Here is a 23,096-nt window from a genome sequence, read left to right as displayed (position 1 = left end):
GGCTGCGACCTCACAACACAGAGGAGACTTCCATGGCCTGGAGAATGCCAGCCGAAACCGCACCCCACGAGCGCACCTGGATGGCGTTCCCCCGCACTGGCCTGACCTTGGGCGACGACGCCGCTTCGGCCGAAGAAGCGTACGCGGCCTGGACCGCCGTCGCGCATGCCGTGTCCGAGTTCGAGCCCGTCACCATGGTGGTCGACCCCAGCGAACGGGACCGGGCCAGCCGCATGCTCGGCGCCGGAATCGAACAGCTTGAGGCTCCCCTCGACGAATTCTGGATGCGCGACGTCGGGCCCACCTTCGTCGTCGACGACGAGCGTCCCGGCGTGCTCGGCGCAGTTGACTGGATCTTCAACGGCTGGGGCGCCCCGGCTTGGTCCGAATGGGAGAAGAGCGCCGGCATGGCCCGCTTTGTCGCCGAAGAGTCCGGCGCGGAGCTGGTCACTTCGCTGCTCGTCAACGAAGGCGGCGCCATCCATGTCGATGGTGAAGGCACTGTCCTCGTCACCGAAACCGTCCAGCTGGATCCACGCCGAAACCCTTACGCAGACAAGGCCCGCGTCGAAGCGGAACTATCACGCACGCTGGGCACTACTCACACCGTCTGGGTACCGCGAGGCCTCACGCGTGACTACGAAGACCTCGGCACGCGCGGCCACATCGACATGGTGGCCACCCTTCCCTCTCCCGGCCGGGTCCTGCTGCACTCTCAGACCAACCCAGGTCACCCCGACTTCGAGGTCAGCCGCACCCTCCAGCGGTTCTTCGAAACCCAGCAGAACGCCGCAGGCAAGCCGTTCGAGATCGCCCTGCTTCCCGCGCCTGAGACCCTGCGCGACGAGGAAGGCTTCGTCGATTGGAGCTACGTCAACCACCTCGTCGTCAACGGCGGCGTGATCGCGTGCGGCTACGGCGAAGAGCGGGCCGACGCCTTGGCCGCGGAAATCCTGGCGGAGGCCTACCCGGGCCGCCGCGTCGTCACCGTGGACGCCCGGCCAATCCTCGCCCGGGGCGGAGGAATCCACTGCATCACGCAACAGCAGCCCAAACTCACCAGCCAGGCTGCACGATGAGCCGCTTCGACGTCGTCGAGGCCTCCATTGCGCAGTTGCGGGCAGCACTGGAGGCCGGCGAGGTAACCAGCGAAGAACTCACCCAGGCGTATCTGGACCGCATCGAAGCCTACGACCGCAGCGGCATCACGCTGAACGCGCTTGTTGTGATGAACCCCGAAGCGCTCGCGGATGCCCGGGCCTCCGACGGGCGCCGGGCAAGCGGCACCGCCCTCGGGCCGCTCGACGGCATTCCCTACACCGCCAAGGACAGCTACCTGGCCAAAGGGCTCACGGCCGCCGCGGGCTCCCCCGCGTTCGAAAACCTCATCGCCCAACGCGATGCCTTCACCATCGAACGCCTCCGCGCAGCCGGGGCCGTGCTCATCGGCCTGACCAACATGCCACCCATGGCCAACGGCGGCATGCAACGCGGAGTCTATGGACGCGCCGAGAGCCCCTACAACGTCGATTTCCTCACCGCGGCCTTCGGTTCCGGATCCTCGAACGGCTCGGGAACCGCTACCGCGGCGAGCTTCGGAGCCTTCGGCCTGGGCGAGGAGACCTGGTCCAGCGGCCGCGCACCGGCGTCGAACAATGCCTTGTGCGCGTACACACCGTCGCGCGGAGTCATCTCAGTGCGCGGCAACTGGCCGCTGGTCCCCACCATGGACGTCGTGGTGCCCCACACCCGGTCCATGGCAGACCTCCTGGAACTGCTGGATGTCATTGTTGCCGACGACGCCGAAACCCGCGGCGACTTCTGGCGCGCGCAGCCATGGGTCCAGATCCCGGCCGCGTCCCGGGTCCGTCCTGCTTCCTACCCGGCGCTGGCACCATCCGACGTCGACGGCGCGCGCTCGGCCCTGAAGGGCAAACGCTTCGGGGTGCCGGCCATGTACATCAACGCGGACCCCGACGCCGGCACCAGCGAAACCCCTGGTATCGGCGGACCCACCGGCCAACGAATCCAGACCCGCGATTCCGTGGTCGAACTGTGGGAGGCTGCCCGGCGCGACCTCGAAGCCGCCGGTGCCGACGTGGTGTTGGTCGACTTCCCCGTGGTCTCCAACTACGAAGGCGACCGCCCGGGCGCACCCACCATCGCCACCCGCGGAATGGTGAGCCCGGAGTTCCTCCAGCGGGAAATCATCGATCTCTCGGCCTGGGCCTGGGACGACTTCCTCACAGCCAACGGGGATCCGGCACTCAAAAGCCTGGCCGACGTCGACGGCACCACGATCTTCCCGCACCCCGACGGCGCGCTCCCGGACCGCTATGACGGGTTCGACGACGACCTTGCCGACTACCCGGCGCATATCCGCGCGCACAGGGTTGCTTCCGTCACCGACATCCCGTCCCTCGAAGAAGGCCTGCGCGGACTCGAAGAGACCCGGCGGGTGGACCTCGAGGAATGGATGGACGGTCTCGCCCTGGATGCGGTCATCTTCCCGGCCGCCGCCGACGTCGGACCGGCCGACATGGACGTCAACGAATCCTCAGCCGATCTCGGCTGGCGCAACGGCGTGTGGGTGGCCAATGGCAACCTCGTCCCGCGGCATCTGGGGATTCCGACGGTCACCGTGCCGATGGGAACCATGAGCGATACCGGCATGCCCGTGGGGCTCACGTTCGCCGGCCGCTCGTACGACGACACCGCACTGCTGGCACTGGCTGCGGCCTTCGAAGCAACAGGCGAGCGCCGCACCGCTCCCCCGCGCACGCCGCGCCTCGACTAACGGATCAGGTGGACTCGTCGTCGAAAGGAGCCTTCTGCCCGGCCGCCAAACGCACAACCGGGCGGGCAGGAGGCTGGCCCGGAGTCTGCGCCTGTGTTGGGACGACCGGCTCAGGAAGCGGCTCGTCCTCCAGGAGGGCTTCGCGGATAATGCGGCGGGGATCGTACTGGCGTGGGTCCATTTTGCGCCAATCGATGTCCTCGAATTCCGGGCCGAGCTCCTGGCGGAGCTTTTCCTGCGCGCCGGAGGCCATGCGCCGCAACTCGCGGATAAGCCGCCCCAGCTTCCTCGCATACTCCGGAAGCTTGGTCGGTCCAAGGACCAAAACGGCAATGATCAGGAGAAGGGCTACCTTCTCGACCGAAATATCGATCATGGCTCCATTCTAAATCCACCGCCCGGTCGTTCCGGGCGGCACCGCGCTCAGGAGATCGCGAACAACGCGACGGCAAGTCCAGCAGCCATCAACGCTTCGCGGACTCCCTTCAATCGAGGCACAGCGTGCGATTTGCTCTCAGCCGGCATCGCGAAGGTACCCAACACCCACCCCGTGGCGGCGAATATCATGAGCACCGCGCCCATGATGTCAGCAAGGATGATGCCCAGTTGGTGTCCTGGATGATCCGACACCGTTCCAGCTCCACTCGACGCGGAGAGCAGCACCCAGCCCGAAAGTGCCGCCACTGCCGCTCCATAGATCGCCGACCATCGCCCTGCCTCGGCTGTTCCCGCTGTCCGTGGCCCTTGGTACACGATCCTTACGACGAACAAGAGGAAGGCAAGGCCAACAGCTGCTCCCAGTGGGACTATACCGAGCGGAGCCCATCCGAGCCCTACGGCTGCCATAGTTGCGGCCAATATCCCCGCTGCGGCCGCGTCAATCCGGGCCGCCACGCTCTTGGCCCGGAAGATCGCTGCGAACCCCAAGACAGCCGCTGCCCCGAAAAGCAGCACCAGAGCGGCTACAACAAACCAATTTCGGAACATACCCTGCCAATCCTCCTGCGCGCTTCCGGTTGAAACCCACCCGCAGTCATATCACTTCCGAATGGGAGAACCCTGCATGCTGCGTGTAGTTCAACGCTGGAACAGCAGGGCAATGACTCCGGAGCGGACAATGATGGTGGCCCCGAGCGCGACATACACCATAGGAATAACCCAGTTTCCAGCCCGGCGGCAGAGCGCAGCCACGGTCGGATGCGCTGTCAGCCAGTAGCCGGCGGCGCACCACACCGCCACCATCACCGCGAAAGTCAGACCCGTCACCACTGAAGCAGCCGGTCCCAGGGAGCGGAATAGAGGTATGTATACCGAGATGTTGTCTCCACCGTTGGCTACTGTCACGGCGACAACCAAAGGCAGCGTCAGCGACCGGGGCTTCGGTGGATCGCCGGACGGGCGGGCAACCTTGAGCAAGGCGTAACAGCCCAAAACAAGCGGCACCAGACCGAGGAAACCCACCCACTCCACCGGGACGGGAGTGAGCGCCACTGCCGCTGCAGCCGCCACCACGGTCAGCATTCCGATGCCGATGTATTGGCCTACCCAAATTCTCCAGAGTCTTGGCACCGGCCGCGTCCTGGCTGACAAGAAGAGAACGGACAAGACCAGGACGTCATCAAGGTTTGTCGCCGCAAAGGCTCCAGCCGCTGTCAGTACGGTGCCGCCCAGATCTTCCATCGCAGATGACACTACCGCTTGGAGACGGGCGCGCTTGCCCGGACCACACCGGCTGGCGCCATCGACCCGGCCGTGGCAGCATCGGACGATGACTGCAGATACCCGTCCGTACGTCGAGCCCGGGCAGCCGGAACCTGCCGTTCCGCTACTCGGCGGGGACGTGACGGAGGGGCTCGTCCGGGTGGGCGATACAGTGCGGCGCCCTGCAAGCGACGCTTCGCAGCGGGTCCGCCGTCTCCTGGATTTCCTGCAATCGACCGGATTCCAGGGAGCGCCCCGCTTCCTGGGCATCGACGAAAGCGGCAGGGACACCCTGAGTTTCGTTCCTGGGAACACCGCCGGCCGCCCCTGGCCAAGCTGGGTCGCCGACGAATCGAGCGCCATCAGCGTCGCGCGCTTGGTGCGGGCCTACGATGACGCCGTGCAGCCGCTTGGCATACCCGGCTGGGGACGCGCGGGCGACGATGCCGATCCCCACGGGTGCCCGGCCTCGATTGCGGGACCGGCGACATTCCTCGCCCACATGGACATCACTCCGGAGAATGTCGTCTTCCGCGACGGTTCCGCCGTCGCCCTGATCGACTTCGATTTGGTGCGCCCCGCAACCCCGGCGGAAGAAGTTGCGAACTTGCTCCTCTGGTGGGGCGCCTGGATGCCCGCCACCGACCGCGATCCCGTCATGCGCCAGGTCGACGGCGCCTCCCGGGCCGCCGTGCTGGTGGACGCCTATGGCCTGGGTCCAGTTGATCGCGCCAAAGTAGTTGACGTGGCCCGGAACGCCGCCGAGCGCTCCTGGCATTTGATGCGGCGCAGGGCGATCACCCAGGGCGGCGGCTGGAAGCGGATGTGGGACGAAGGCGTCGGTGACAAGATTCTTCGCCGCCAAGCGTGGCTGGCCGAAAACGCGGCAGTTCTCCACGCCGCAATAACGTGACCGGCCCTTAAGCTTCGTCGAGGTGGCGCAGGAGAAAAGGAAGCGTCGCGCGCATAGTCCGGAGATCGCCGTCGCTGGCTGCTTGCTCCCCAAGGTAGTCTCCGTGGTTTCCCGGCACGATCATCAGGCGGCTCCCCGGGATGGCCCGGACCATCTGCACCCCGTGCTCGGGCTTGATCACATCGCGGTCGGCGAGCACCACGAGAGTCGAAGCCGTGATGGAGCCCAATTGCTCGTCGGTCCATCCCGGAAAGGTCAGCATTCGCTGGCTGTCCAGGACAAAGAGTCTCTCGAGGTGTTGTTGGTCCGGATTGAGCTTGAGGTCGGCCTCCCGGTAAACCTCGGGCATGTCTGCGGAAGTGGCGTTTTGGAGTCCGTCCCAGAATCCTTCCACCATGCCATCGCGTGCGGCCATCGACGACGCGATGATCAACTTGCGTACCACCGCAGGATGTTCCATGGCCAAGGCGAGCGCGGTGTGCCCGCCGGCGCTGAAGCCGAGCACATCCGCCAACGGAACGTCCAGCTGACGAAGGACCGCCGCGACGTCAGCAGCCGAGTCTTCGGCGGTGAGGGGGCGATCGATCGGCGCCCTGCGGCCATGGCCTTCCTCTTCGACGGCGATGACTTGCCTCGTCCCGATCAACAGCGGGATGAGCTCCCGGAAGTTCGACTCGATCGTGGACCCGCCGCCATGGATCAATACCAAGGGCGTGCGGCCCGGCCGAGGTTGGCCATGAACCTCGTAATACATCCGTAGGGAACCGTTGTGCGCGTAGCCGTGTTCAAAGTCCACGTCCCACCCTAAACGCAGGCTGTAGCTACTTGGCAAGAGCGTGGGGAACTCAACGCGCCTCAACATTTCGATTAATGAGAATGAGTATTGATAGCATCAATACTCATTCATCGTTCCTACCCGAGAGTTCCCCATGCACCCTGCCCTCCTGGTTCAAGACTTGAGGGTGTCCCTCCGTGGACGCGCCCTGATTGACGGAGTCAGCTTCGCTATTGACCCGGGTCAAAGACTGGCCCTTCTCGGAGCCTCTGGTTCGGGCAAATCCCTGACCGCGGCCGCCCTCCTGGGACAGCTTCCAGCCGCCATGAGTGCTTCCGCGCGGTTGCAGATCAACGGAGTGGACGTGCCGTTGTCCAACAGGCAAAGCAGTCGCGCCCGGATCACCGCAATCCATCAGGACCCGATGTCCGCACTCAATCCCTTGGTGCGCCTCGGCAAACAGCTTGAGATCCCGCTACGGCATGCCGGCCTTTCGGTCTCCGCGGCACGGCAACAAGCACTTGAGCTGCTCGCGTCGGTCGGAATAGAGGAAGCCGAACGGACCATGGAAAGCTTCAGCGGCGAATTGTCGGGCGGTCAGCTGCAACGGGTCTGCATCGCTCTCGCCCTGGCCTGCCGTAGCACCGTCTTGGTGGCGGACGAACCCACAACCGCACTGGACATGGTCAGCCAGGCCAAGGTCCTCGAGGCTTTGTCCTTGTATTCGGAATCGGCGCGTTCCGCATCCACGCATTCCGGATCCGCCGGCGCGATGTTGTTCATTACGCATGACCTCGCTGTCGCTGCCGCCTTTTGCCACCAGGCCCTTGTCTTAAGTTCCGGCCGGATCGTCGAAGGGGGATCGATGCAGTCACTCGTGGAGGCGCCCAAGCACCGTTACACGAAGGAGCTGGTGGAATCCGCCCATGTCGGCTTTGATTCCCTTCCCCGGGAAGCCACCGCATGAATGCAATATTGAGCGCCGACAACCTGGGACTCAGCTACCCAGGCAGAGGGCTCCTGAAGCAACGGCCAGCCCGGCCCGTATTGCAGGACGTGTCCCTCAGCATTGCCACAGGAGACACCATCGGCCTGGTGGGTGGCTCGGGCGCCGGAAAATCGACGCTCCTGCGGATCTTGCTCGCCTTGGAGAAGCCGAATGCCGGAACCGTCACGTTCAACGACACCCCGGTTGTGCCCGGCCCGGCCTCGTCCTTGAGGTGGTACCGCCGCGCGGTGCAATACATACCGCAGAATCCGGCGGCGAGCCTCGACCCGGGCATGAACGTGGAGCGCCTTCTCCTTGAACCCCTGAGGCAATTGCGCCTCGACGGAGACCACCGCGGGATGATCATGGACGCCTTGCAGCGGGTCGATCTCGATCGGGGCATGCTCAGGCGTCGGCCCGGCGAACTCTCCGGTGGGCAAAACCAACGCGTGGCCATTGCACGGGCACTGGTCCCCGCGCCGAGCATCCTCCTGGCAGATGAGCCGGTCAGCGGGCTCGATCTTCCCCTCAGGAACACGGTCTTGGACCTCATGGAGCAATTGGTCCATCGGGACGGCCTCGGGATCCTGTTTGTCTCGCATGACCTGGCCGCCGTCGCCCGCCTGTGCTCCCAGACCCTGGTCCTCTCCGGGGGACGCGTCGTGGAACAAGGAGCCACCGCGGCCGTGTACGCCAAACCACAGACCCGCGAAGCCAAGGAGCTCGTAACCTCCATCCCCCGGCTGAGCCGGTACAAGGAAACCGACAGGGACAAGCCGTGAAAGATGTGAACGGACACGCGGAGCCCTCGCCCCGGCTCCTGCTGGCCAGCCAGCTCATCTTCAACCTTGGCTTCTATTCAGTAGTCCCCTTCTTGGCGGTTTCGATGCGCGAGGACTTTGGCATGGGTGCAATGGCGGTGGGAATCGTCCTCGGCGCCCGTACTTTCGCCCAGCAAGGATTGTTCCTCGTGGGCGGTACAGCCGCGGATCGTTGGGGAGCCCGGCCTGTCATGATCGCCGGATGCCTGGCCAGGATTTCCGGGTACCTTCTGTTGCTCTGGGCCTCGGACTTCCCCCTTTTCCTTTTGGGAGCCGTCATCACAGGGGTGGGTGGCGCCCTCTTCTCACCCGCTTTGGAGAGCCTTGTGGGTGCGGCCGAAGAACGACGCGCCGCCTTCCAGCCCCACAAAACCACTCTTTTTGCGCTGCTGGTCATTTTCGGAGAAATCGGGGCCGTAGCAGGTCCCCTGCTCGGATCCATCCTGCTTCAGACCGGCTTCGACACAGCCCTGCTCGTCGGGGCGGGCGTCTTTGCCGTGATGGCCGCGGTCTTCAACGCCTTCCTTCCAACGACAAAGGCGAGCGCCGTCAAAACCGCCGCCGGGCACCCGGCGGCCGCACCGCCGTCGGACGCTCGGTCCTGCCTCAAGGAAAAGCGCTTCGTGGCATTCGCGGCTTTCTATAGCGTCAACCTCTTTGCCTATAACCAGCTCTACTTCGGGCTACCCATCGAGCTGGAACGAAGCGATACGGGTCTGGGTGCGCTTTCGGCGATCTTTGCCTACGCATCCGTTTTGACCATCACCCTGCAGTGGCCGATCGCCAGGCTCATGAAACGGAAGGGGCCGGGCGTCGCGCTCGCCGCGGGCTTTGTCGTCCAGGCTCTGGGTTTCGTGGCCATCGCAGCGATGGCCGTATTCCCCCCGCCCGCCGCATTCCCTGCGCTGCCGGCGTTCCTGCTGGTCACCGCGCTCGCCGTCGGGCACATGTGCGTGGCACCCGTTGCCATGGATCTGGTCCTCGATTTTGCCTCAGGACGCCCCACCGGCACCTACTACGGCCTGCTCGCGAGCTGCGGCGGAACGATGGTTCTCCTCGGCAATGTTGTCCTTGCTCCCCTCTACGAACAGGCCACCACACCCTCCCTGACCGCGGCCTCTCCGTGGCTGGTGTCGGCAATCTTCGCAATAACCTCCGCGACACTCATTCACCGTTTCCTTCCGAAACCCGTCCCGGCTCCGCACCCGCAACAACTCCACCCCGTCTAATCCACTCACCCCGTCTAATCCACTCACACCCACGAAAGACAGGCACCCATCCATGGCTATTCCACGTCCAAAAGCACTTGCCGCGATACTCCTCTCCTCCGCAATGGCCGCCGCACTCAGCGCTTGCTTCGCCCAAAGCAACGCATCATCGGCCGGCAGTACTGACTCCCGAATCAAAGTAGCCATGCTGCAGCCGCCCCGTTCAGGGCTCACCCCGCTGAGCGACGACGCCTTCAAACTCTCACGCTGGAAGACCGCCGAGACACTGGTTGTCCTGGATGCCCTCGGCGATGCCCAGCCATCGCTTTCGACAGCCTGGAAGCAACTGGACAGCAAGAACTGGCGCTTCGAACTCCGCGCAGGCGTGAAATTCCATGACGGGACGCCTCTAACGGCCGAGCAAGTGGCGGCATCGTTGACGGCGGCGTCCAACGCAAAGCCCAAGCCGCGGATCCTCGACGGCGTCCAGCTGAGCGTCCGCACGGACGGCGGGAACGCCGTCGTCGTGACCACCCAAACGGACGACCCTCTGGTTCCGCAGCGGCTTTCCAGCCCGCAGCTTTCCATCCTTGCCGCGTCCGCCTACAAGCCCGGCGGGGTCGTGAGCCCCATCAACGCCGGAACGGGCCCCTATGTCCTTGCGTCTGCGGACGGCACCAGCTCGGCAACACTCAACCGCTTCGCTGACTATTGGGGCGAGAAGGCGGCGAGCGGCGGCGTCGACGTCCAATACGTTCCCGACGGTACGGCGCGCGCGGCCGCGCTGAGGACCGGAACTGCCGACGTCGTGGAGGCCATTCCCGTAGGGCAGGTCGCCCAGATCAAGCCGGACCTGATTCATGAAGTCCCCATGCCCCGCACCAATACCCTCTACTTGAACACCAAGGCGGGTCCTTTCGCGGATCCTGCTGTCCGGGCAGCGGCACGCACCTCGGTCGAACGGGCCACCATTGTTGACCGCGTCTACGAGGGACGTGCGGACATCGCCGCAGCCCTTCTGGGCCCGGCTCTCCCCTGGGCGGCCAAGGAACGGCAAAACACCTCATACATCGAAACCCTGAAGAAGCGGGCGGAAGCGGCACCCGCCAATGGCCGCCGCATCAAACTCGGCACGTTCACGGACCGGGCCGAACTGCCCGAGGTCGCCGTGCAGCTTGAACAGCAGCTCGAAGCCGCCGGCTTCATCGTGGAGCAGGAAGTCCGTGAGTACCAGCACATCGAGGCAGACGCCCTGGCCGGCAAATTCGATGCCTTCATCCTGTCTCGGGCCACGGTCCTCGACTCCGGCGACCCCGTCGCCTACATGTTCAGCGACTTCTCCTGCAAAGGCTCCTTCAACATCTCCCAGTTCTGCGATGCAGAGGTGGACGCAGCACTGAGCAAGGCCGCAGCCATTCCGACAGGCCCGGAGCGCCGGGCGGCAATTGCCGCCGCCGAGGCGCTGATCCTCTCGAAAGATGCGGCCGTGCCGCTGCTGCACGAACGCGTCATCCAAGGCGAATCAGCCAGGATCCGCAACGTCGAACGTGATCCCCGCGAGCGCGCCCTGATCACCAGCAAGACAGGAATCGCCGGCTGATGCGGGGCCCGGCGTTCATCAAAACCGCGGTTTCCCGGGCCGTGGCACTCTTCGCCATAGTTGTGCTGATCGGGCTCTTGCCGTGGCTTTCGGGACAAAGCCCGGAGTACACCATCCTGCGGGCCCGGTACGCCGACCGGGAAGCGACTGATGACACGCTGGGCATGATCCGCACGGAGCTCGGACTCGATCGAGGGCCGCTGCACATCTTTCTCGACTGGGCCGGAGGCCTTTTGCGCGGGGACATGGGAAATTCCTGGATTACCAACACGCCTGTTGGCCCCGGCACCGTGGAAACCCTCGGAGTCTCCGTCACCCTGATGGCCTGCGCGGTGGCCGTTGCAACGGTGGTGGCCGCGGCGCTGTGCGTTCCTTCCGTGGTGCGCGGGCTGGCCGGGAACCCGGGCCGGGGTTCCGGCGTCGTGGCTGCGGCCATGACTGCGCTCCCCGAGTTCCTCCTGGCGGCGATGCTCCTTGTCGTCGGCGCGGTGTGGCTGGGCTGGTTCCCCCCGTATGGCTGGCAGGGCCTGGACCACGCGGTGTTGCCGGCCCTCTCCCTCGGCCTGCCTGCCGGCGGGCTCATCGGGCGGCTGCTTTCCGATGCCATCAGCCTGGCGTTCGCCGAAAAATGGGTGGGTACCTGGGCCATGGCCGGAGCCAGCCGCGCCAGGCTCACCGCGGCGGTGCTCCGCCGGGCCCTGCCATCGGTGACGAGCCAGATCGGGCTTGTCCTCATTGGCCTCACCGGCGGGGCGGTTGCCGTTGAGAAGGTCTTCGCGATTCCCGGTTTGGGCCGCGCGGTCCTGGGCGCGGCGAGCGCCCAGGACATTCCCGCGCTGCAGGCAGGAGTACTGGCCCTTCTCATGCTGGCCGTCGCGGCAGGTTCCCTCAGCGCCGCGGCCCGATATCTTTTGTTGGGAGCGGCGCTGCGCTCGGGGACAGTTCCGGTTCCGGACTCGCAGGGAAGATCACGACGGCGGGATGCCGCCGTTCCGCTCGTTGCGGCGGGAGCGTTGCTGCTCATCGTCGTCGCGGGCTTGCTTCGCGATCCATTCACCTCGAGCCATCCGCGGCTTGCCGGCCCGGGCTTCGAACTGCCTTTCGGGTCCGATGCCAGCGGACGGGACCTCCTTGCCCGGGTGGGGCACGGTGCCGTGTCCACGCTCGGAACTGCTTTGCTCGTGGTGCTGGCTTGCCTTGTGATCGGGATCGTCGTCGGGCTCTTCCCGCTCGCGGCCACCGGTCCCCTTGAAGTAGCCAACGCCGCTCCGCCTATCCTGGCCGGCCTGATCGTTGCCGTGATGACCGGGCCCTCGGCTGAAGGTGCGGCGATAGCTGTCACCCTGGTCAGTTGGGCACCCCTGGCCGCCCACACCGCGGCCTTGGCGCAGGAGGCCAGGGCCCAACCCCACGTGAAGATCCTTCCGGTCCTGGGCGTAGGGCGGGTCCGCATCCTCTGGCGCTATATCCTCCCGGCCATCCTTGGCCCGGTGTTCAGGCATTCGATGCTCCGGATACCGGGGATCGCGCTTGCCTTGGCTGCCCTGGGGTTCCTCGGCCTCGGCCCTCATCAGCCGTCGCCCGAGTGGGGCCTCATCCTCGCTGAGGGAATCAACTACGTGGGGCGTGCCCCTTGGACCGTTGCCGCCCCGGCGTCGGCGTTGATTCTCGCCTCGATCCTGGCTGTTTCATTGTCGAGCGTGACGTGGTCGCGGGAACAGGGGGAACGTAGCCCTCAACAACCGACCAGTTTCGCCGCTGACACTGCCAGCGCCGGCCCGGAACCACGCGCCCGGAACCGGGAACCCGCGTCAAAAACAGTAGATCGTTGAGGAGGCCAACCCTCGAAGCGGGATCCCGAGCAATTGACTCATTCGAATATATGTTCGAAAATTGAAGTATGTCATCTCGCCTGTCTTCCGCTTCGCCGGCTTCGCTGCGCGATGACTTGCAGGCGCAGATCCACCTCATGCAGGGCAAGCGCGGAAGCGAACGCTCGCTACCCGTCCTCCCCTCACTCAGCAGGCTCCTCCCGGGCGGACTGCGCCCGGGAGCGGCGTACTCCATACAGGGATCCATGTCGCTGGCCATGGCCTTGTTGGCCGGCCCGTCACGCAATGGCTCATGGTGCGGGGTAGCAGGGCTGCCTGACTTCGGGATCGAGGCGGCAGCAGGTTTCGGCATTGCTCTTGACCGGCTGGTGCTGGTGCCTGACCCCGGGACCAGCTGGACGCAGGTGATCGCCGCCATGGCGGACGTGCTCTCGGTGGTGCTTGCGCGTGCTCCGGAAAGAGTCGCACCCGCCGAGGCTGCCCGCTTGGGAGCCAGGCTCCGGGAGCGGAGTTCCGTCCTCCTTGTCATGGGACCCTGGCCGCAGAGTGAAGCCGTCTTGCAAGTGAATGGATACGAGTGGGCGGGGCTCGGACAGGGCCACGGACATCTCGAAAAACAGGAGCTCGAACTCGACGTCGCCCTGCGGGGCAGTTCCCGCAGGGCCTCCGTGGATCTTGCGGACAGCGGTCCGGTAGATCTGTCCCGCCATCGGATGGGAGCATGATGCTGTTTCAGCTTGAAACCCCGGTGCGCGCGTTGGTGACCTGGTTCCCGGATTGGCCCCTTGTCGCCGCCCGCTTGGCAGATGCCCTGCCGCCTGATGTACCTTCCGCAGTCATAGGCCAAGGTGTCATAGCTGCTTGCTCCTCGGAAGCCCGGGCAGAGGGAGTGGTCCGGGGCTTGCGGCTAAGGGAAGCGCAGACCCGTTGTCCTGAGCTGGTGGTATGTGCCGTTGATCCTGTGCGGGATGCGAGGGAATTCGAGCCTGTGGTCTCGTCACTCGAGGAACGGACTCCTGGCGTGGAAGTGCTTCGCCCCGGCCTATGCGCTATCCGGGCCAAGGGTGCCGCCCGATATTACGGCGGAGAGGAAGCGGCCGCAGGTGCCGCGCTTGAATCGGCGGACAGCCTCGGCGTGATAGCACGGGTGGGGATCGCCGATTCCGTGTTTGCCGCCGAGCAAGCAGCCCGGAGCACCAGCGAACTCTCCGCCGTTCTTGTGCTCCCGCCGGGTTCTTCCCGGGATTTCCTGGCCCCATTTCCGGTGGAAGTACTAGGCCAGCCGAAGCTGGCTTCCTTGCTCAAACGCCTTGGCATCCTCACTTTGGGGAATTTCGCCAATCTTCCCGCCGCAGATGTCCGGGCCCGTTTCGGGGCTGCCGGAATCACTGCGCACGCCCTGGCAAGCGGACAGGATCCCCGCAAGGTGATCCCCCGGACTCCCCCGCGGAAACTGGATCAACGGGCGGAATTCGAACCCGGTCTGGACCGGGTTGACCAACTCGCCTTCCAGCTCCGGGCCACGGCAGACGACTTCGTGGCCGGAGTGCAGACGGAAGGCTTGGTCTGCACGGAGCTGAGGGTTCTGATCACGGACGAAGCAGGGAGCCGCTCCGAGCGCACGTGGGGCCACCCCCGCCACTTCACGGCCAGCGACGTCGTGGACAGGGTGCGTTGGCAGCTTCAGTCACCGCCCCCTGCCCACGCCAACGATAAAACGCACGACGGCGGAATGGCTCGCGCCGGACTGTCGTCACCGGTCACGCGGGTCGAGTTCGTCCCCGTCCGGGTGGACTCCATCGCCCATCATGGGCGGGCGCTCTTTGGAGACGGAGCCGAGGAACAGATTCATCATGGACTCAGCCGGATCCAAAGCATGCTGGGACATGAAGCCGTAGTAGTGCCTGCGATCTCCGGAGGTCGCTTGCTGGCCGAGCGGCGCCGCCTGGTTCCTTGGGGAGATGCCGTGCCCGTTGGAACGGCCGCCCTGGCCTCCAGGCCGTGGCCAGGCAGGATTCCAGACCCTCAGCCCGCCACGGTGTTCGCTTCCCTCATCCCTGTCCTGCTGCTTGATGCGAACAAGGAAAAAGTCCGCACAGACCATCGAGGCGGATTGATTGCCCCGCCAATGTGGTTCTGTCCCGGCGGAGACCCTGCACGACGACGACTCGTAGCTCAGTGGGCCGGCCCCTGGCCGCTGCGGCAGAGATGGTGGGACGCCGACCACCGCCTTGAAGCGGACCGGTTCCAGCTTGTGGACGGAAACGGAGAGGCTTGGCTCCTTCTCCTGGACGAGCAGAACTGGTGGGCAGAGGCCCGCTACGACTGAACACCAGAGTCGAACACCGAACTTTAGTCAGGAAGACAAAGATGGCTTGGAACAATCCGTCAATCCCATGGTCGGAGTTCGAACGCACGCTCTCGGACCGGCGCGTGCCGGAGATCGGCAAGGCCAAAGGAGACGGCGGTGACAGCCCCGCCTGGTCAAGGAAACGCGGGCCTTACCGTCCGGTCCCCCTCGAGCCCGCAAGGGTCGCATCGAGGCCGGGTGCCGGCATCGTGCCTTATGCCGAACTGCACGCGCATTCGCACTATAGTTTCCTGGACGGCGCCTCCTCACCCGAGAAACTGGTTGAGGAGGCAGTCCGGCTGGGCATTCATGCCCTCGCACTGACCGATCACGACGGCTTCTACGGGATCGTGCGAATGGCGGAGGCCGCCGAAGCCTACGAGCTGAAGACAGTGTTCGGCGCTGAGCTTTCGCTCGGGCTCAGCAAACCCCAGCAAGGGGAAGCCGACCCCGAAGGTGACCATTTGCTCGTCCTCGCCCGCAAGGAAGAGGGCTACCACCGCTTGGCTGGGGCGATGACGTCCGCCCATCTTGCTGCCGATGCCGAGAAGGGACACCCCATCTACGACCTCGATGCGCTGGCGCATTCCCTGAGGGACCACTGCCTGGTGCTGACCGGATGCCGCAAAGGCTCAGTCCGGAGGGCCCTACTTAACGACGGCGAGCAAGCCGCTGCCTTTGAAGTGGAGGCCTTGATCGAGAGATTCGGACGGGAAAACGTGGTGGTGGAGCTCTTCGATCACGGGAATCCCCTCGACAGCAGTCACAACGACGCCCTCGTCCGTATTGCCGACCGGGCGGGCATACCTTTCATCGCCAGCAACGCCGTCCATTATGCGTCCCCGGAGGGATACCCGCTGGCAACGGCCATGGCGGCTGTCCGGGCACGCCGCAGCCTGGAAGAACTGGACGGGTGGCTGCCCGCGAGCAGCGGCGCCCATCTGCGGAGCGGTTCCGAGATGGCAGCACGGTTCGCCCGCTACCCCGGCGCGGTCGAACGGACTGTCGGGATCGCCGACGAGCTTGCGTTCCAGTTACGGGCCGCCCGCCCGAAGCTCCCCAAGCTTGATGTTCCTGCAGGGCACAGTCTTATCACCTGGCTCAGGCAACTTGTTGAAGAAGGTGTGAGGGACAAATACCCGGACGCCGACGAACGGGTCCGTAGCCGGATCGAGCAGGAACTCGCAGTGATCGAGGCGAAGAACTTCCCCGGCTATTTCCTGATTGTGCACGACATCGTGCAGTTTGCCCGTTCCCGCGGCATCCTCTGCCAAGGCCGGGGTTCGGCGGCGAACTCGGCCGTCTGCTACGCGCTGGGGATCACCGCCGTCGACAGTATCTTCTACAACCTTCCGTTTGAGCGTTTCCTCTCCAGCCTCCGCGAGGAAGAACCGGACATCGACGTCGATTTCGACTCGGACCGGCGGGAAGAAGTCATCCAGTACGTCTACGGCAAATACGGACGGTTCAACGCGGCCCAGGTAGCGAATGTCATCAGCTACCGCCCAAAGAACGCCGTCAGGGACATAGCCAAGGCACTCGGCTACAGCCAAGGCCAGCAGGACGCGTGGTCCAAGCGGCTCGACCACTGGGGCGATCTCAGCGAAGGCAAGACCAACAACATCCCGGCCCCGGTTCTGGACCTTGCTGATCAGATACTGGGCTTCCCCCGGCACCTGGGCATCCACTCCGGCGGCATGGTCCTCACCGAACGGCCTGTTGGCGAGGTGGTACCCATCGAACGTGCCCGGATGGAAAACCGCACGGTCCTGCAATGGGACAAGGACGATTGCGAATGGATGGGCCTGGTCAAGTTCGACCTTCTCGGCCTGGGCATGCTGGCCGCCCTGCAGTACTCCTTTGATCTCATCGACAAGCATTTCGGGGAGCGTTGGACAATCGAGACCATCCCGCGGGAAGAACAGGCCGTCTACGACATGCTCTGCCGGGCTGACTCGATCGGGGTGTTCCAAGTCGAATCACGGGCCCAGATCAGCACGCTGCCTCGGCTGAAACCGAGGGAATTCTACGATCTGGTGGTCGAAATCGCGCTGATCCGCCCAGGTCCCGTCCAAGGTGGCGCCGTCCACCCGTACATCCGACGCCGCGCAGGCACGGAAAAAATCACGTATCTTCATCCATTGCTGGAGCCCGTGCTTAAGCGGACATTGGGTGTGCCCTTGTTCCAGGAGCAACTGATGCAGATGGCAGTTGCCGTGGGTGGCTGCACTGCCGAGGACGCGGACCTGCTCCGCCGCGCGATGGGCTCCAAACGGGGCCGGGAGAAAATCGAGTCGTTGGAGGCCAAGCTCTACGCGGGGATGGCGGCCAACGGGATCAGCAAGGACGACGCCGACGCCATCTACGCCAAGATCCAGGCCTTTGCGAACTTCGGCTTCGCGGAGTCCCACTCCTTGAGCTTCGCGGTGTTGGTCTACGCAAGCTCGTGGCTGAAACTGCACTATCCTGGCGCGTTCCTCGCATCCCTGCTTCGGGCACAGCCCATGGGCTTCTACTCCCCCCAAACCCTCGTGGCGGATGCCCGCAGGCACGGGGTCCACGTGTTGCGCCCGGATGTACTGCATTCGCTTGCCGAGGCGACCCTTGAAGTGCTCGATGAGGCTACAGGGGCAGAGGCGGGTCAGGTGGGCGGCATGGATTCCTGCCTGGACTTCCGCCAACCGAAGATCGGCCTTTTCCAGCAGGATCAACCACGCGAGGACCACTTGCACCGGCGGGATGGCTCACACGCGGTGCGGCTGGGACTCGACGGCGTCACGTCCATCGGTGCCGAGGTGGCGAAGCGGATCGTCACCGAACGCGAGGAGCATGGCCCCTACCGCGACATGGCGGATCTGTCCCGCCGCGCGAATCTCAGCGCGGACCAGCTGGAGGCACTCGCGTCCGCCGGCGCCCTCGATTCGCTGGGCATGAACCGCCGCGAAGCACTGTGGCAGGCCGGCGATGCCGCGCTTGAGCGGGAAGGACAATTGCCGGGGACCCATGTCGCCGTCCAGCCGCCACTGCTGCCCGAGCTCTCCCCCCTGGAAAATGTTGCCTACGACATGTGGGCCACAGGAATCAGTACCGATGACCACCCGATGCGCCATGCCCGCGGGGACCTGGATTCCAGAGGGGTGCTGCGGGTGGACCGGCTCTCCCAGGTCGAGTCCGGCACGCGTGTTGAAGTGGCCGGCATCGTGACCCACCGCCAACGCCCCCAGACCGCGCAAGGGATCACCTTCGTCAATCTGGAGGACGAGAGCGGCATCCTCAACGTCATCTGCAGCGTTGGTCTCTGGAAGAGGCATCGCCGTGTAGCCCGGGAATCATCAGCACTGATCGTCCGGGGTTTCCTTGAACGATCGCCGGAAGGAGTCACCAATCTCGTGGCGGACAAGCTGGAACCCCTGGTCCTGACAGTGAAGTCCAACTCCCGCGATTTCAGGTAGTCAAAAACCAGCCTCTGGCCGGGTTGGTCACTGCCGGGGCATCCCGGAACTGTTCGGGCTGCGCGACCCAGCCCACGCCGTTCGCGATGACCCTTTGGATCTGCGCTTGGTGGTAGACGGGGTACTCCTGGTCACCGGGGCTGAAGTAAAAGATCCGCCCCTTGCCACGGGAGAACGTCACGCCGGAGCGGAACACCTCGCCGCCTTCGAAGGAGCTGATGAAGATCAGGTCGTCCGGCTCCGGGATGTCGAAGAGTTCGCCGTACATCTCCTGTTTGGGGATCAGGATGGGGCTCTCGACCCCGGCCGCGATCGGGTGCGATGGCTTGACCGTCCACACGAGCTCGCGTTCGCCGTCGTTGCGCCACTTGAGCGAACACGTGGTGCCCAGCAACCGGGTGAAGATCTTCGCGAAATGCCCTGAGTGCAGCACCACGAGTCCCATCCCGCCCAGGACATGCCTCTGGACGCGTTCCACTACCTCGTCGCTCACCTCGTGGTGCGCGATGTGACCCCACCAGAGCAAGACGTCGGTGGCGGCAAGGGTTTCCTCATCCAGCCCGTGTTCGGGATCGGCGAGGGTCGCCGTCGTGATTTCAGCATCCGGATAGAAGCCCCGCAAGCCCGACGCGATGGCACCGTGGATGCCGTCCGGGTACATTTCCGCCATGGTGTCCGGTTTGTTGCGGGCCTCGTGGACGGCTTCGTTCCAGACGACGATCTTCAGTTTTTTGTCAGTCATCAGAGCACCACTTCGCGTTGTTCGAGGGCGGACTTGTAGCAGGCATCAAGGATAAGTGCCCGGCTCAGGGCTAGGGATCCGTCGTGTTGTCCCCAGACCGTCTCCCCGCCGCGGACGGCGGCAATGAAGTCATCGACGACGGCCTTGTGGGCAAGGCCGGGGAGGGCTTCGGGCTCGTAGTCGGCATTTTCGCCGTCCTTCTCCGCGAAGATCTTCAAGCTGCCGACGGGCTGCAGCGGGGCCCCGACGGCGCGTAGTTCGGCACCGCCGTCGGTCCCGTAGACCGTGAAGTCGAGCAAGTCGTCCACCTCCCGGTAGCTCGCCCAGCCCGCCTCGAGGATCAGGGTGCCTCCGCCTTCGAGCCGTATGAAGGCAGAAGCGAAGTCCTCTACTTCGAACTTGTGGCTCGCGGGTCCAGCGGTGTAGCGGGCGTTGCCGCCACGGCCTTGCGGACCCAGCTCCGAGTGTGTCTGCGCAGAAACGGACAGGACCTTGGGCTCGCCCAACAGGTGGAGCGAGTAGTCCAGGACGTGGACTCCGATGTCAGCCAGCGGGCCGCCGCCGGCCAGTTCCGGATTGGTGAACCAACTGCCCAGGGTAGGGATGCCTGAGCGGCGCAGCCAGGAACCCTTGGCGTAGTACGGACGTCCGAGTCCGCCGTCGTCGATGATGCTCTTGAGTTTTTGAATGTCGCCACGGCGGCGGTGGTTGAACGCAACGTCCAAGACGCGGCCGGCCTTCCGGGCCGCCTCGACCATGGCGCGTCCTTCGTCGCCGTTGCGTGCCAGTGGCTTTTCGCTCAGCACGTGCAGTCCACGCTCCAGGGCCGCTATGGAGATCGGAGCGTGCAGGAAGGTCGGAACGGCGACACTGATTGCATCCAAGCCTTCCAGCCCGATCATGTCTTCCCAACGGGCGAAAGCATGCGGAATGCCGTATTCCTGCTTCACCTGGGCAAGGAGCTCTTCTTCCATCCCGGCGACAGCGATGATATCCACGCCTTCGATGGCGCTGTAAGCCTTAAGGTGCTGTTGACCAGCCCATCCGATGCCCACAACGCCCACTTTGAGGCGTGCTGACGTTGTTTGCTGCTGAATGCCCACGGTATTCCTGTCTTTTCACGTATCCCGGTTAGGGCCAATAAATACGCTTTCATGGGCCTCCGAACAGCGTCAATCGGTTAAGCGCTTCGACTTTTCGCCTTTCCGGATCCGGGCATGCCACGAGCGGCCACGGCGGGGAATGCGCCTAGACTGAGGGCCGGAAAAGGAGTCGCCATGGCCAAGAAACCAACAATCTACGACGTCGCCGAGCGCGCCGTCGTCTCGATCGCGACAGTATCCCTCTCCTTCACACAGCCGCACCGGGTGCGCGAATCCACCAGGAAACTGGTGATGGCGGCCGCACACGAACTCGGCTACCTGCCAAGTGCCAGCGCGAGGGGCCTGGCCACGGGAAAAACGGGAGCGATCGGCCTTTTCTCCTACGACTACTTCAACCGCGCAGGGGTTGGCGCGGCCCGCGTCCACGGCGATGCGGACGCGCTCCTACCCAGGGATCTGTTCTCCGACGATGCCAACGAGGAGTTTCGACTGTTCCCGCTCTATCACGACGAGGTGCAACGCGGCGTCGAAATGGAATGCCGCAGGAGTGGCTACGTACTCATGGTCGGCGAGGGGAATGGCGGCAGATCCGAGGCCGACATCAACGACATTGCCGGGCGTGTGGACGGATTGGCGGTGTTCCCCAATACTTTTCCGGTTGAGGTGCTGCGGCGGATCGCCGAACGGATTCCGGTCGTGGAGCTGGCCGAGCCGCCGGAGGAGACCGGGTTGAACCGGGTCTCGGTGGAGAACGCCGAAGGCATGCGGGTACTCACGAACCACTTGATCCACCATCACGGACACCGCGCCATCACCTTTGTGGGCCCGTCCGGTTCGCCGGATCGTGAGCAGCGCTTCGACGGGTACGCCCAAGCCATGGCCGAGGCAGGGTTGGACACCCAAACGCTGCCCGCACCGGGGCGGGACGCAGCCGGCAGGTTGAGTTCCGGCGTCAACCTCGCCAAGGACGCGGACGCAACCATCCAGCGACTGGTATCCGGCGCCGCACTTCCTGAAGCCCTTGTCTGTTCCGTCGATGCCGAGGCGCTCCTGTATCTGGATGCCCTGGAACGGGCCGGGGTGGAAGTGCCAGGACGGATTGCCGTCACGGGTTTCGACGGATTGGCGGCCGGCCGCGTCAATCGCCCCACGCTCACCACCGTCAGACAGCCCATGATCGCCCTTGGGCGCGCCGCCGCCGAGATCCTCATCCACCAGATCGCCAATCCCGGATCCGCGTCGGTGGCCAAAGAGCTACCCGTAGAGCTTGTAGTCCGGGAAAGCTGCGGGTGCGGCTGAATCCAAGCCGCTACCGTGGCGAGGATCCCCTTAACGGAATACGCCCCCGCTGCTCGAGCTGCAGCGGGGGCGCGCATTCTTAGGCGTTCGCGATCAGCCCCAGTTCGGCCTTCGAGGCCAGGGAGGGGTGCTTCGGGAAGACCCGGACGGTGTAGCCGAAGGATCCGGAGCGGTTGATCAGGATGGAACCGGTGAACAGGTGGCGCCCGTTGCCGAGGTCTTCTGTTTCTGTCAGCTCGACCAGGGCGACATCCTCCAGTTCGTCTCCGTCCTGGGCCCGGCCATACGCCACTTCAACCGACACGTCCTCGGGCGTGAGTTCGTGGAGGGCGATGTAGGCGTTGACCTGGAGGGTGTCCCCGATCTGTGGCTCTTCGGAGACGCCGATGGAATCGACATGTTCGACGATCAGCTGCGGCCAGGCGTTGCGGACCTTCGTGGTCCAGGCCGCCAGTTCCTTCGCTTCCTTGAACGAGGCCGTTCCCGCCTGCCTGCCGGCGACAGCTGCCGGGCGGTAGAGGGTGTTGACGTAGTCCTGGAGCATGCGGTCGGCCGAGACTGCCGGGCCGAGGTGGGCCAGGGTGTGCTTGATCATGGACACCCAGTGCGTCGGGATGGCTTCCGGGCCGGACTGCGAGGGCCCGGCGGCGCCGGCGTCCGCGGAAACCGTGGAGCCGTAGAAGCGCGGGGCCACCTGGGTCTCCAGGAGCTCGTAAAGGGCGGCGGCTTCGATGTCATCGCGTTCGGTCGGGGACGCGTCGTTGTTGGCGGTCGGGATCGCCCAGCCGTTCTCGCCGTCGTACATCTCATCCCACCAGCCGTCCAGGACCGAGAGGTTCAGGGAACCGTTGATGGCCGCCTTCATCCCCGACGTCCCGCAGGCCTCCAGGGGCCGGAGCGGGTTGTTCAGCCACACGTCGCAGCCCGGGAACAGGGTGCGGGCCATGGCGATGTCGTAGTTGGGCAGGAACACGATCCGGTGCCGGACGGCGGGGTCGTCGGTGAACTTCACCAGGTCCTGGATCATTTTCTTGCCGGCGTCGTCCGCGGGGTGGGACTTGCCGGCGATGACCAGCTGGATGGGGTGCTGGGGGTGCAGCAGCAGCGCCTTGAGCCGGGCCGGATCCCGGAGCATCAGGGTCAGGCGCTTGTAGGTGGGCACGCGCCGGGCGAAACCGATCGTGAGGACGTCCGGGTCCAGCACGGTGTCCGTCCAGCCCAGCTCGGCATCGGCCGCCCCGCGCTTCTTCCACGAAGATCGCAGGCGCTTGCGCACGTCATCGACCAAAGCAGACCGCAACTCGCCCCGCAGGCCCCAAAGCTCGGCATCATCCACGTCGTAGATCTTGTCCCAACCGGTGGCGTCCACATCAGTGCTGCCAAAGTGCTTTGCAGCGAGCCTGCTCATCTTCGGATCGATCCAGGTGGGTACGTGGACGCCGTTGGTGACGGAGGTGATGGGGATTTCGGAGTGGTCGAAGCCTGGCCAGAGCCCGGAGAACATCTCGCGGGAGA

General features: G+C 64.9%; 19 protein-coding genes. 12 read left to right on the top strand and 7 right to left on the bottom strand.

What is annotated here, in order from left to right; all coding sequences use genetic code 11:
• Positions 1–32: 32 nt before the first annotated feature.
• Both ABH924_RS18590 and ABH924_RS18585 read left to right on the top strand, forming a co-directional pair.
• Entirely contained in the window at positions 33–1,079 is a 1,047-nt protein-coding gene (locus ABH924_RS18590; RefSeq protein WP_404501203.1) for an agmatine/peptidylarginine deiminase, read from the top strand.
• On the top strand, positions 1,076–2,797 hold the full coding sequence (locus ABH924_RS18585) for an amidase (RefSeq protein WP_404501201.1): 1,722 nt from the start codon (positions 1,076–1,078) through the stop codon (positions 2,795–2,797). Before ABH924_RS18590 ends, ABH924_RS18585 begins: the two co-directional genes overlap by 4 nt.
• Before the next feature lie 4 nt (positions 2,798–2,801).
• Here the strand turns inward: ABH924_RS18585 and ABH924_RS18580 are convergent, their stop codons facing one another.
• The 3 genes from ABH924_RS18580 to ABH924_RS18570 all read right to left on the bottom strand — a co-directional run bounded on the left by ABH924_RS18580 (position 2,802) and on the right by ABH924_RS18570 (position 4,477).
• Positions 2,802–3,173, bottom strand: coding sequence for a sec-independent translocase (locus tag ABH924_RS18580; protein ID WP_404501199.1), 372 nt, complete (start codon positions 3,171–3,173; stop codon positions 2,802–2,804).
• A gap of 47 nt (positions 3,174–3,220) precedes the next feature.
• Positions 3,221–3,784 (bottom strand): hypothetical protein, encoded by a 564-nt coding sequence (locus ABH924_RS18575; protein WP_404501197.1) that lies wholly within the window; start codon positions 3,782–3,784, stop codon positions 3,221–3,223.
• Positions 3,785–3,874: 90 nt separating this feature from the next.
• Positions 3,875–4,477: a cadmium resistance transporter gene (locus tag ABH924_RS18570; protein WP_404501195.1), complete on the bottom strand. Its 603-nt coding sequence runs from the start codon at positions 4,475–4,477 to the stop codon at positions 3,875–3,877.
• A gap of 88 nt (positions 4,478–4,565) precedes the next feature.
• Between ABH924_RS18570 and ABH924_RS18565 the strand changes: the two genes are divergently transcribed.
• Positions 4,566–5,411 carry a phosphotransferase gene (locus ABH924_RS18565; protein WP_404501193.1) on the top strand — a complete coding sequence of 282 codons (846 nt, stop codon included), beginning with the start codon at positions 4,566–4,568 and terminating at the stop codon, positions 5,409–5,411.
• Between the two features lie 7 nt (positions 5,412–5,418).
• On the opposite strand, the gene ABH924_RS18560 is transcribed toward ABH924_RS18565, so the two are convergent.
• Positions 5,419–6,207: an alpha/beta fold hydrolase gene (locus ABH924_RS18560; RefSeq protein WP_404501191.1), complete on the bottom strand. Its 789-nt coding sequence runs from the start codon at positions 6,205–6,207 to the stop codon at positions 5,419–5,421.
• A 133-nt stretch (positions 6,208–6,340) separates the two neighbouring features.
• Here ABH924_RS18560 and ABH924_RS18555 point away from each other — a divergent pair, with 133 nt between their 5' ends.
• From ABH924_RS18555 to ABH924_RS18520, 8 genes are all read left to right on the top strand, one after another.
• Entirely contained in the window at positions 6,341–7,153 is an 813-nt protein-coding gene (locus ABH924_RS18555) for an ATP-binding cassette domain-containing protein (RefSeq protein ID WP_404501189.1), read from the top strand.
• Positions 7,150–7,956, top strand: a complete 807-nt coding sequence (locus ABH924_RS18550) for an ABC transporter ATP-binding protein (RefSeq protein ID WP_404501187.1) — start codon at positions 7,150–7,152, stop codon at positions 7,954–7,956. The genes ABH924_RS18555 and ABH924_RS18550 overlap by 4 nt, the downstream gene beginning before the upstream one ends.
• On the top strand, positions 7,953–9,224 hold the full coding sequence (locus tag ABH924_RS18545) for an MFS transporter (RefSeq protein ID WP_404501185.1): 1,272 nt from the start codon (positions 7,953–7,955) through the stop codon (positions 9,222–9,224). Before ABH924_RS18550 ends, ABH924_RS18545 begins: the two co-directional genes overlap by 4 nt.
• A gap of 52 nt (positions 9,225–9,276) precedes the next feature.
• Positions 9,277–10,803: an ABC transporter substrate-binding protein gene (locus ABH924_RS18540; protein ID WP_404501183.1), complete on the top strand. Its 1,527-nt coding sequence runs from the start codon at positions 9,277–9,279 to the stop codon at positions 10,801–10,803.
• Positions 10,803–12,635, top strand: coding sequence for an ABC transporter permease subunit (locus tag ABH924_RS18535; protein WP_404501181.1), 1,833 nt, complete (start codon positions 10,803–10,805; stop codon positions 12,633–12,635). The genes ABH924_RS18540 and ABH924_RS18535 overlap by 1 nt, the downstream gene beginning before the upstream one ends.
• 68 nt (positions 12,636–12,703) lie before the next feature.
• Positions 12,704–13,360 carry a hypothetical protein gene (locus ABH924_RS18530; protein ID WP_234749805.1) on the top strand — a complete coding sequence of 219 codons (657 nt, stop codon included), beginning with the start codon at positions 12,704–12,706 and terminating at the stop codon, positions 13,358–13,360.
• The gene (locus ABH924_RS18525; protein ID WP_404501179.1) at positions 13,357–14,964 is read left to right on the top strand and encodes a DNA polymerase Y family protein; all 1,608 of its coding nucleotides are present in this window, start codon (positions 13,357–13,359) and stop codon (positions 14,962–14,964) included. Before ABH924_RS18530 ends, ABH924_RS18525 begins: the two co-directional genes overlap by 4 nt.
• Before the next feature lie 41 nt (positions 14,965–15,005).
• On the top strand, positions 15,006–18,437 hold the full coding sequence (locus tag ABH924_RS18520) for an error-prone DNA polymerase (RefSeq protein WP_404501177.1): 3,432 nt from the start codon (positions 15,006–15,008) through the stop codon (positions 18,435–18,437).
• On the opposite strand, the gene ABH924_RS18515 is transcribed toward ABH924_RS18520, so the two are convergent.
• Both ABH924_RS18515 and ABH924_RS18510 read right to left on the bottom strand, forming a co-directional pair.
• On the bottom strand, positions 18,430–19,179 hold the full coding sequence (locus ABH924_RS18515) for a ThuA domain-containing protein (protein ID WP_404501175.1): 750 nt from the start codon (positions 19,177–19,179) through the stop codon (positions 18,430–18,432). The two genes, ABH924_RS18520 and ABH924_RS18515, sit on opposite strands and share 8 nt — an antisense overlap.
• A complete protein-coding gene (locus ABH924_RS18510) occupies positions 19,179–20,282 on the bottom strand; it encodes a Gfo/Idh/MocA family protein (protein WP_404501173.1) in 1,104 nt (367 codons plus the stop codon). The genes ABH924_RS18515 and ABH924_RS18510 overlap by 1 nt, the downstream gene beginning before the upstream one ends.
• Positions 20,283–20,456: 174 nt before the next feature.
• On the opposite strand from ABH924_RS18510, the gene ABH924_RS18505 reads away from it, so the two are divergent.
• On the top strand, positions 20,457–21,581 hold the full coding sequence (locus tag ABH924_RS18505; protein ID WP_404501171.1) for a LacI family DNA-binding transcriptional regulator: 1,125 nt from the start codon (positions 20,457–20,459) through the stop codon (positions 21,579–21,581).
• Positions 21,582–21,660: 79 nt separating this feature from the next.
• Here the strand turns inward: ABH924_RS18505 and glgP are convergent.
• Positions 21,661–23,096 (bottom strand): alpha-glucan family phosphorylase (gene glgP / locus ABH924_RS18500; RefSeq protein WP_404501169.1); only part of this gene is annotated, 1,436 nt, incomplete at its 5' end.

The organism is Arthrobacter sp. GAS37 (genome assembly GCF_044908325.1).
GTDB lineage: Bacteria > Actinomycetota > Actinomycetes > Actinomycetales > Micrococcaceae > Arthrobacter > Arthrobacter ramosus.
Note: the sequence above shows the minus strand (reverse complement) of the source record. Positions and strands in the feature narration are given on the sequence as shown.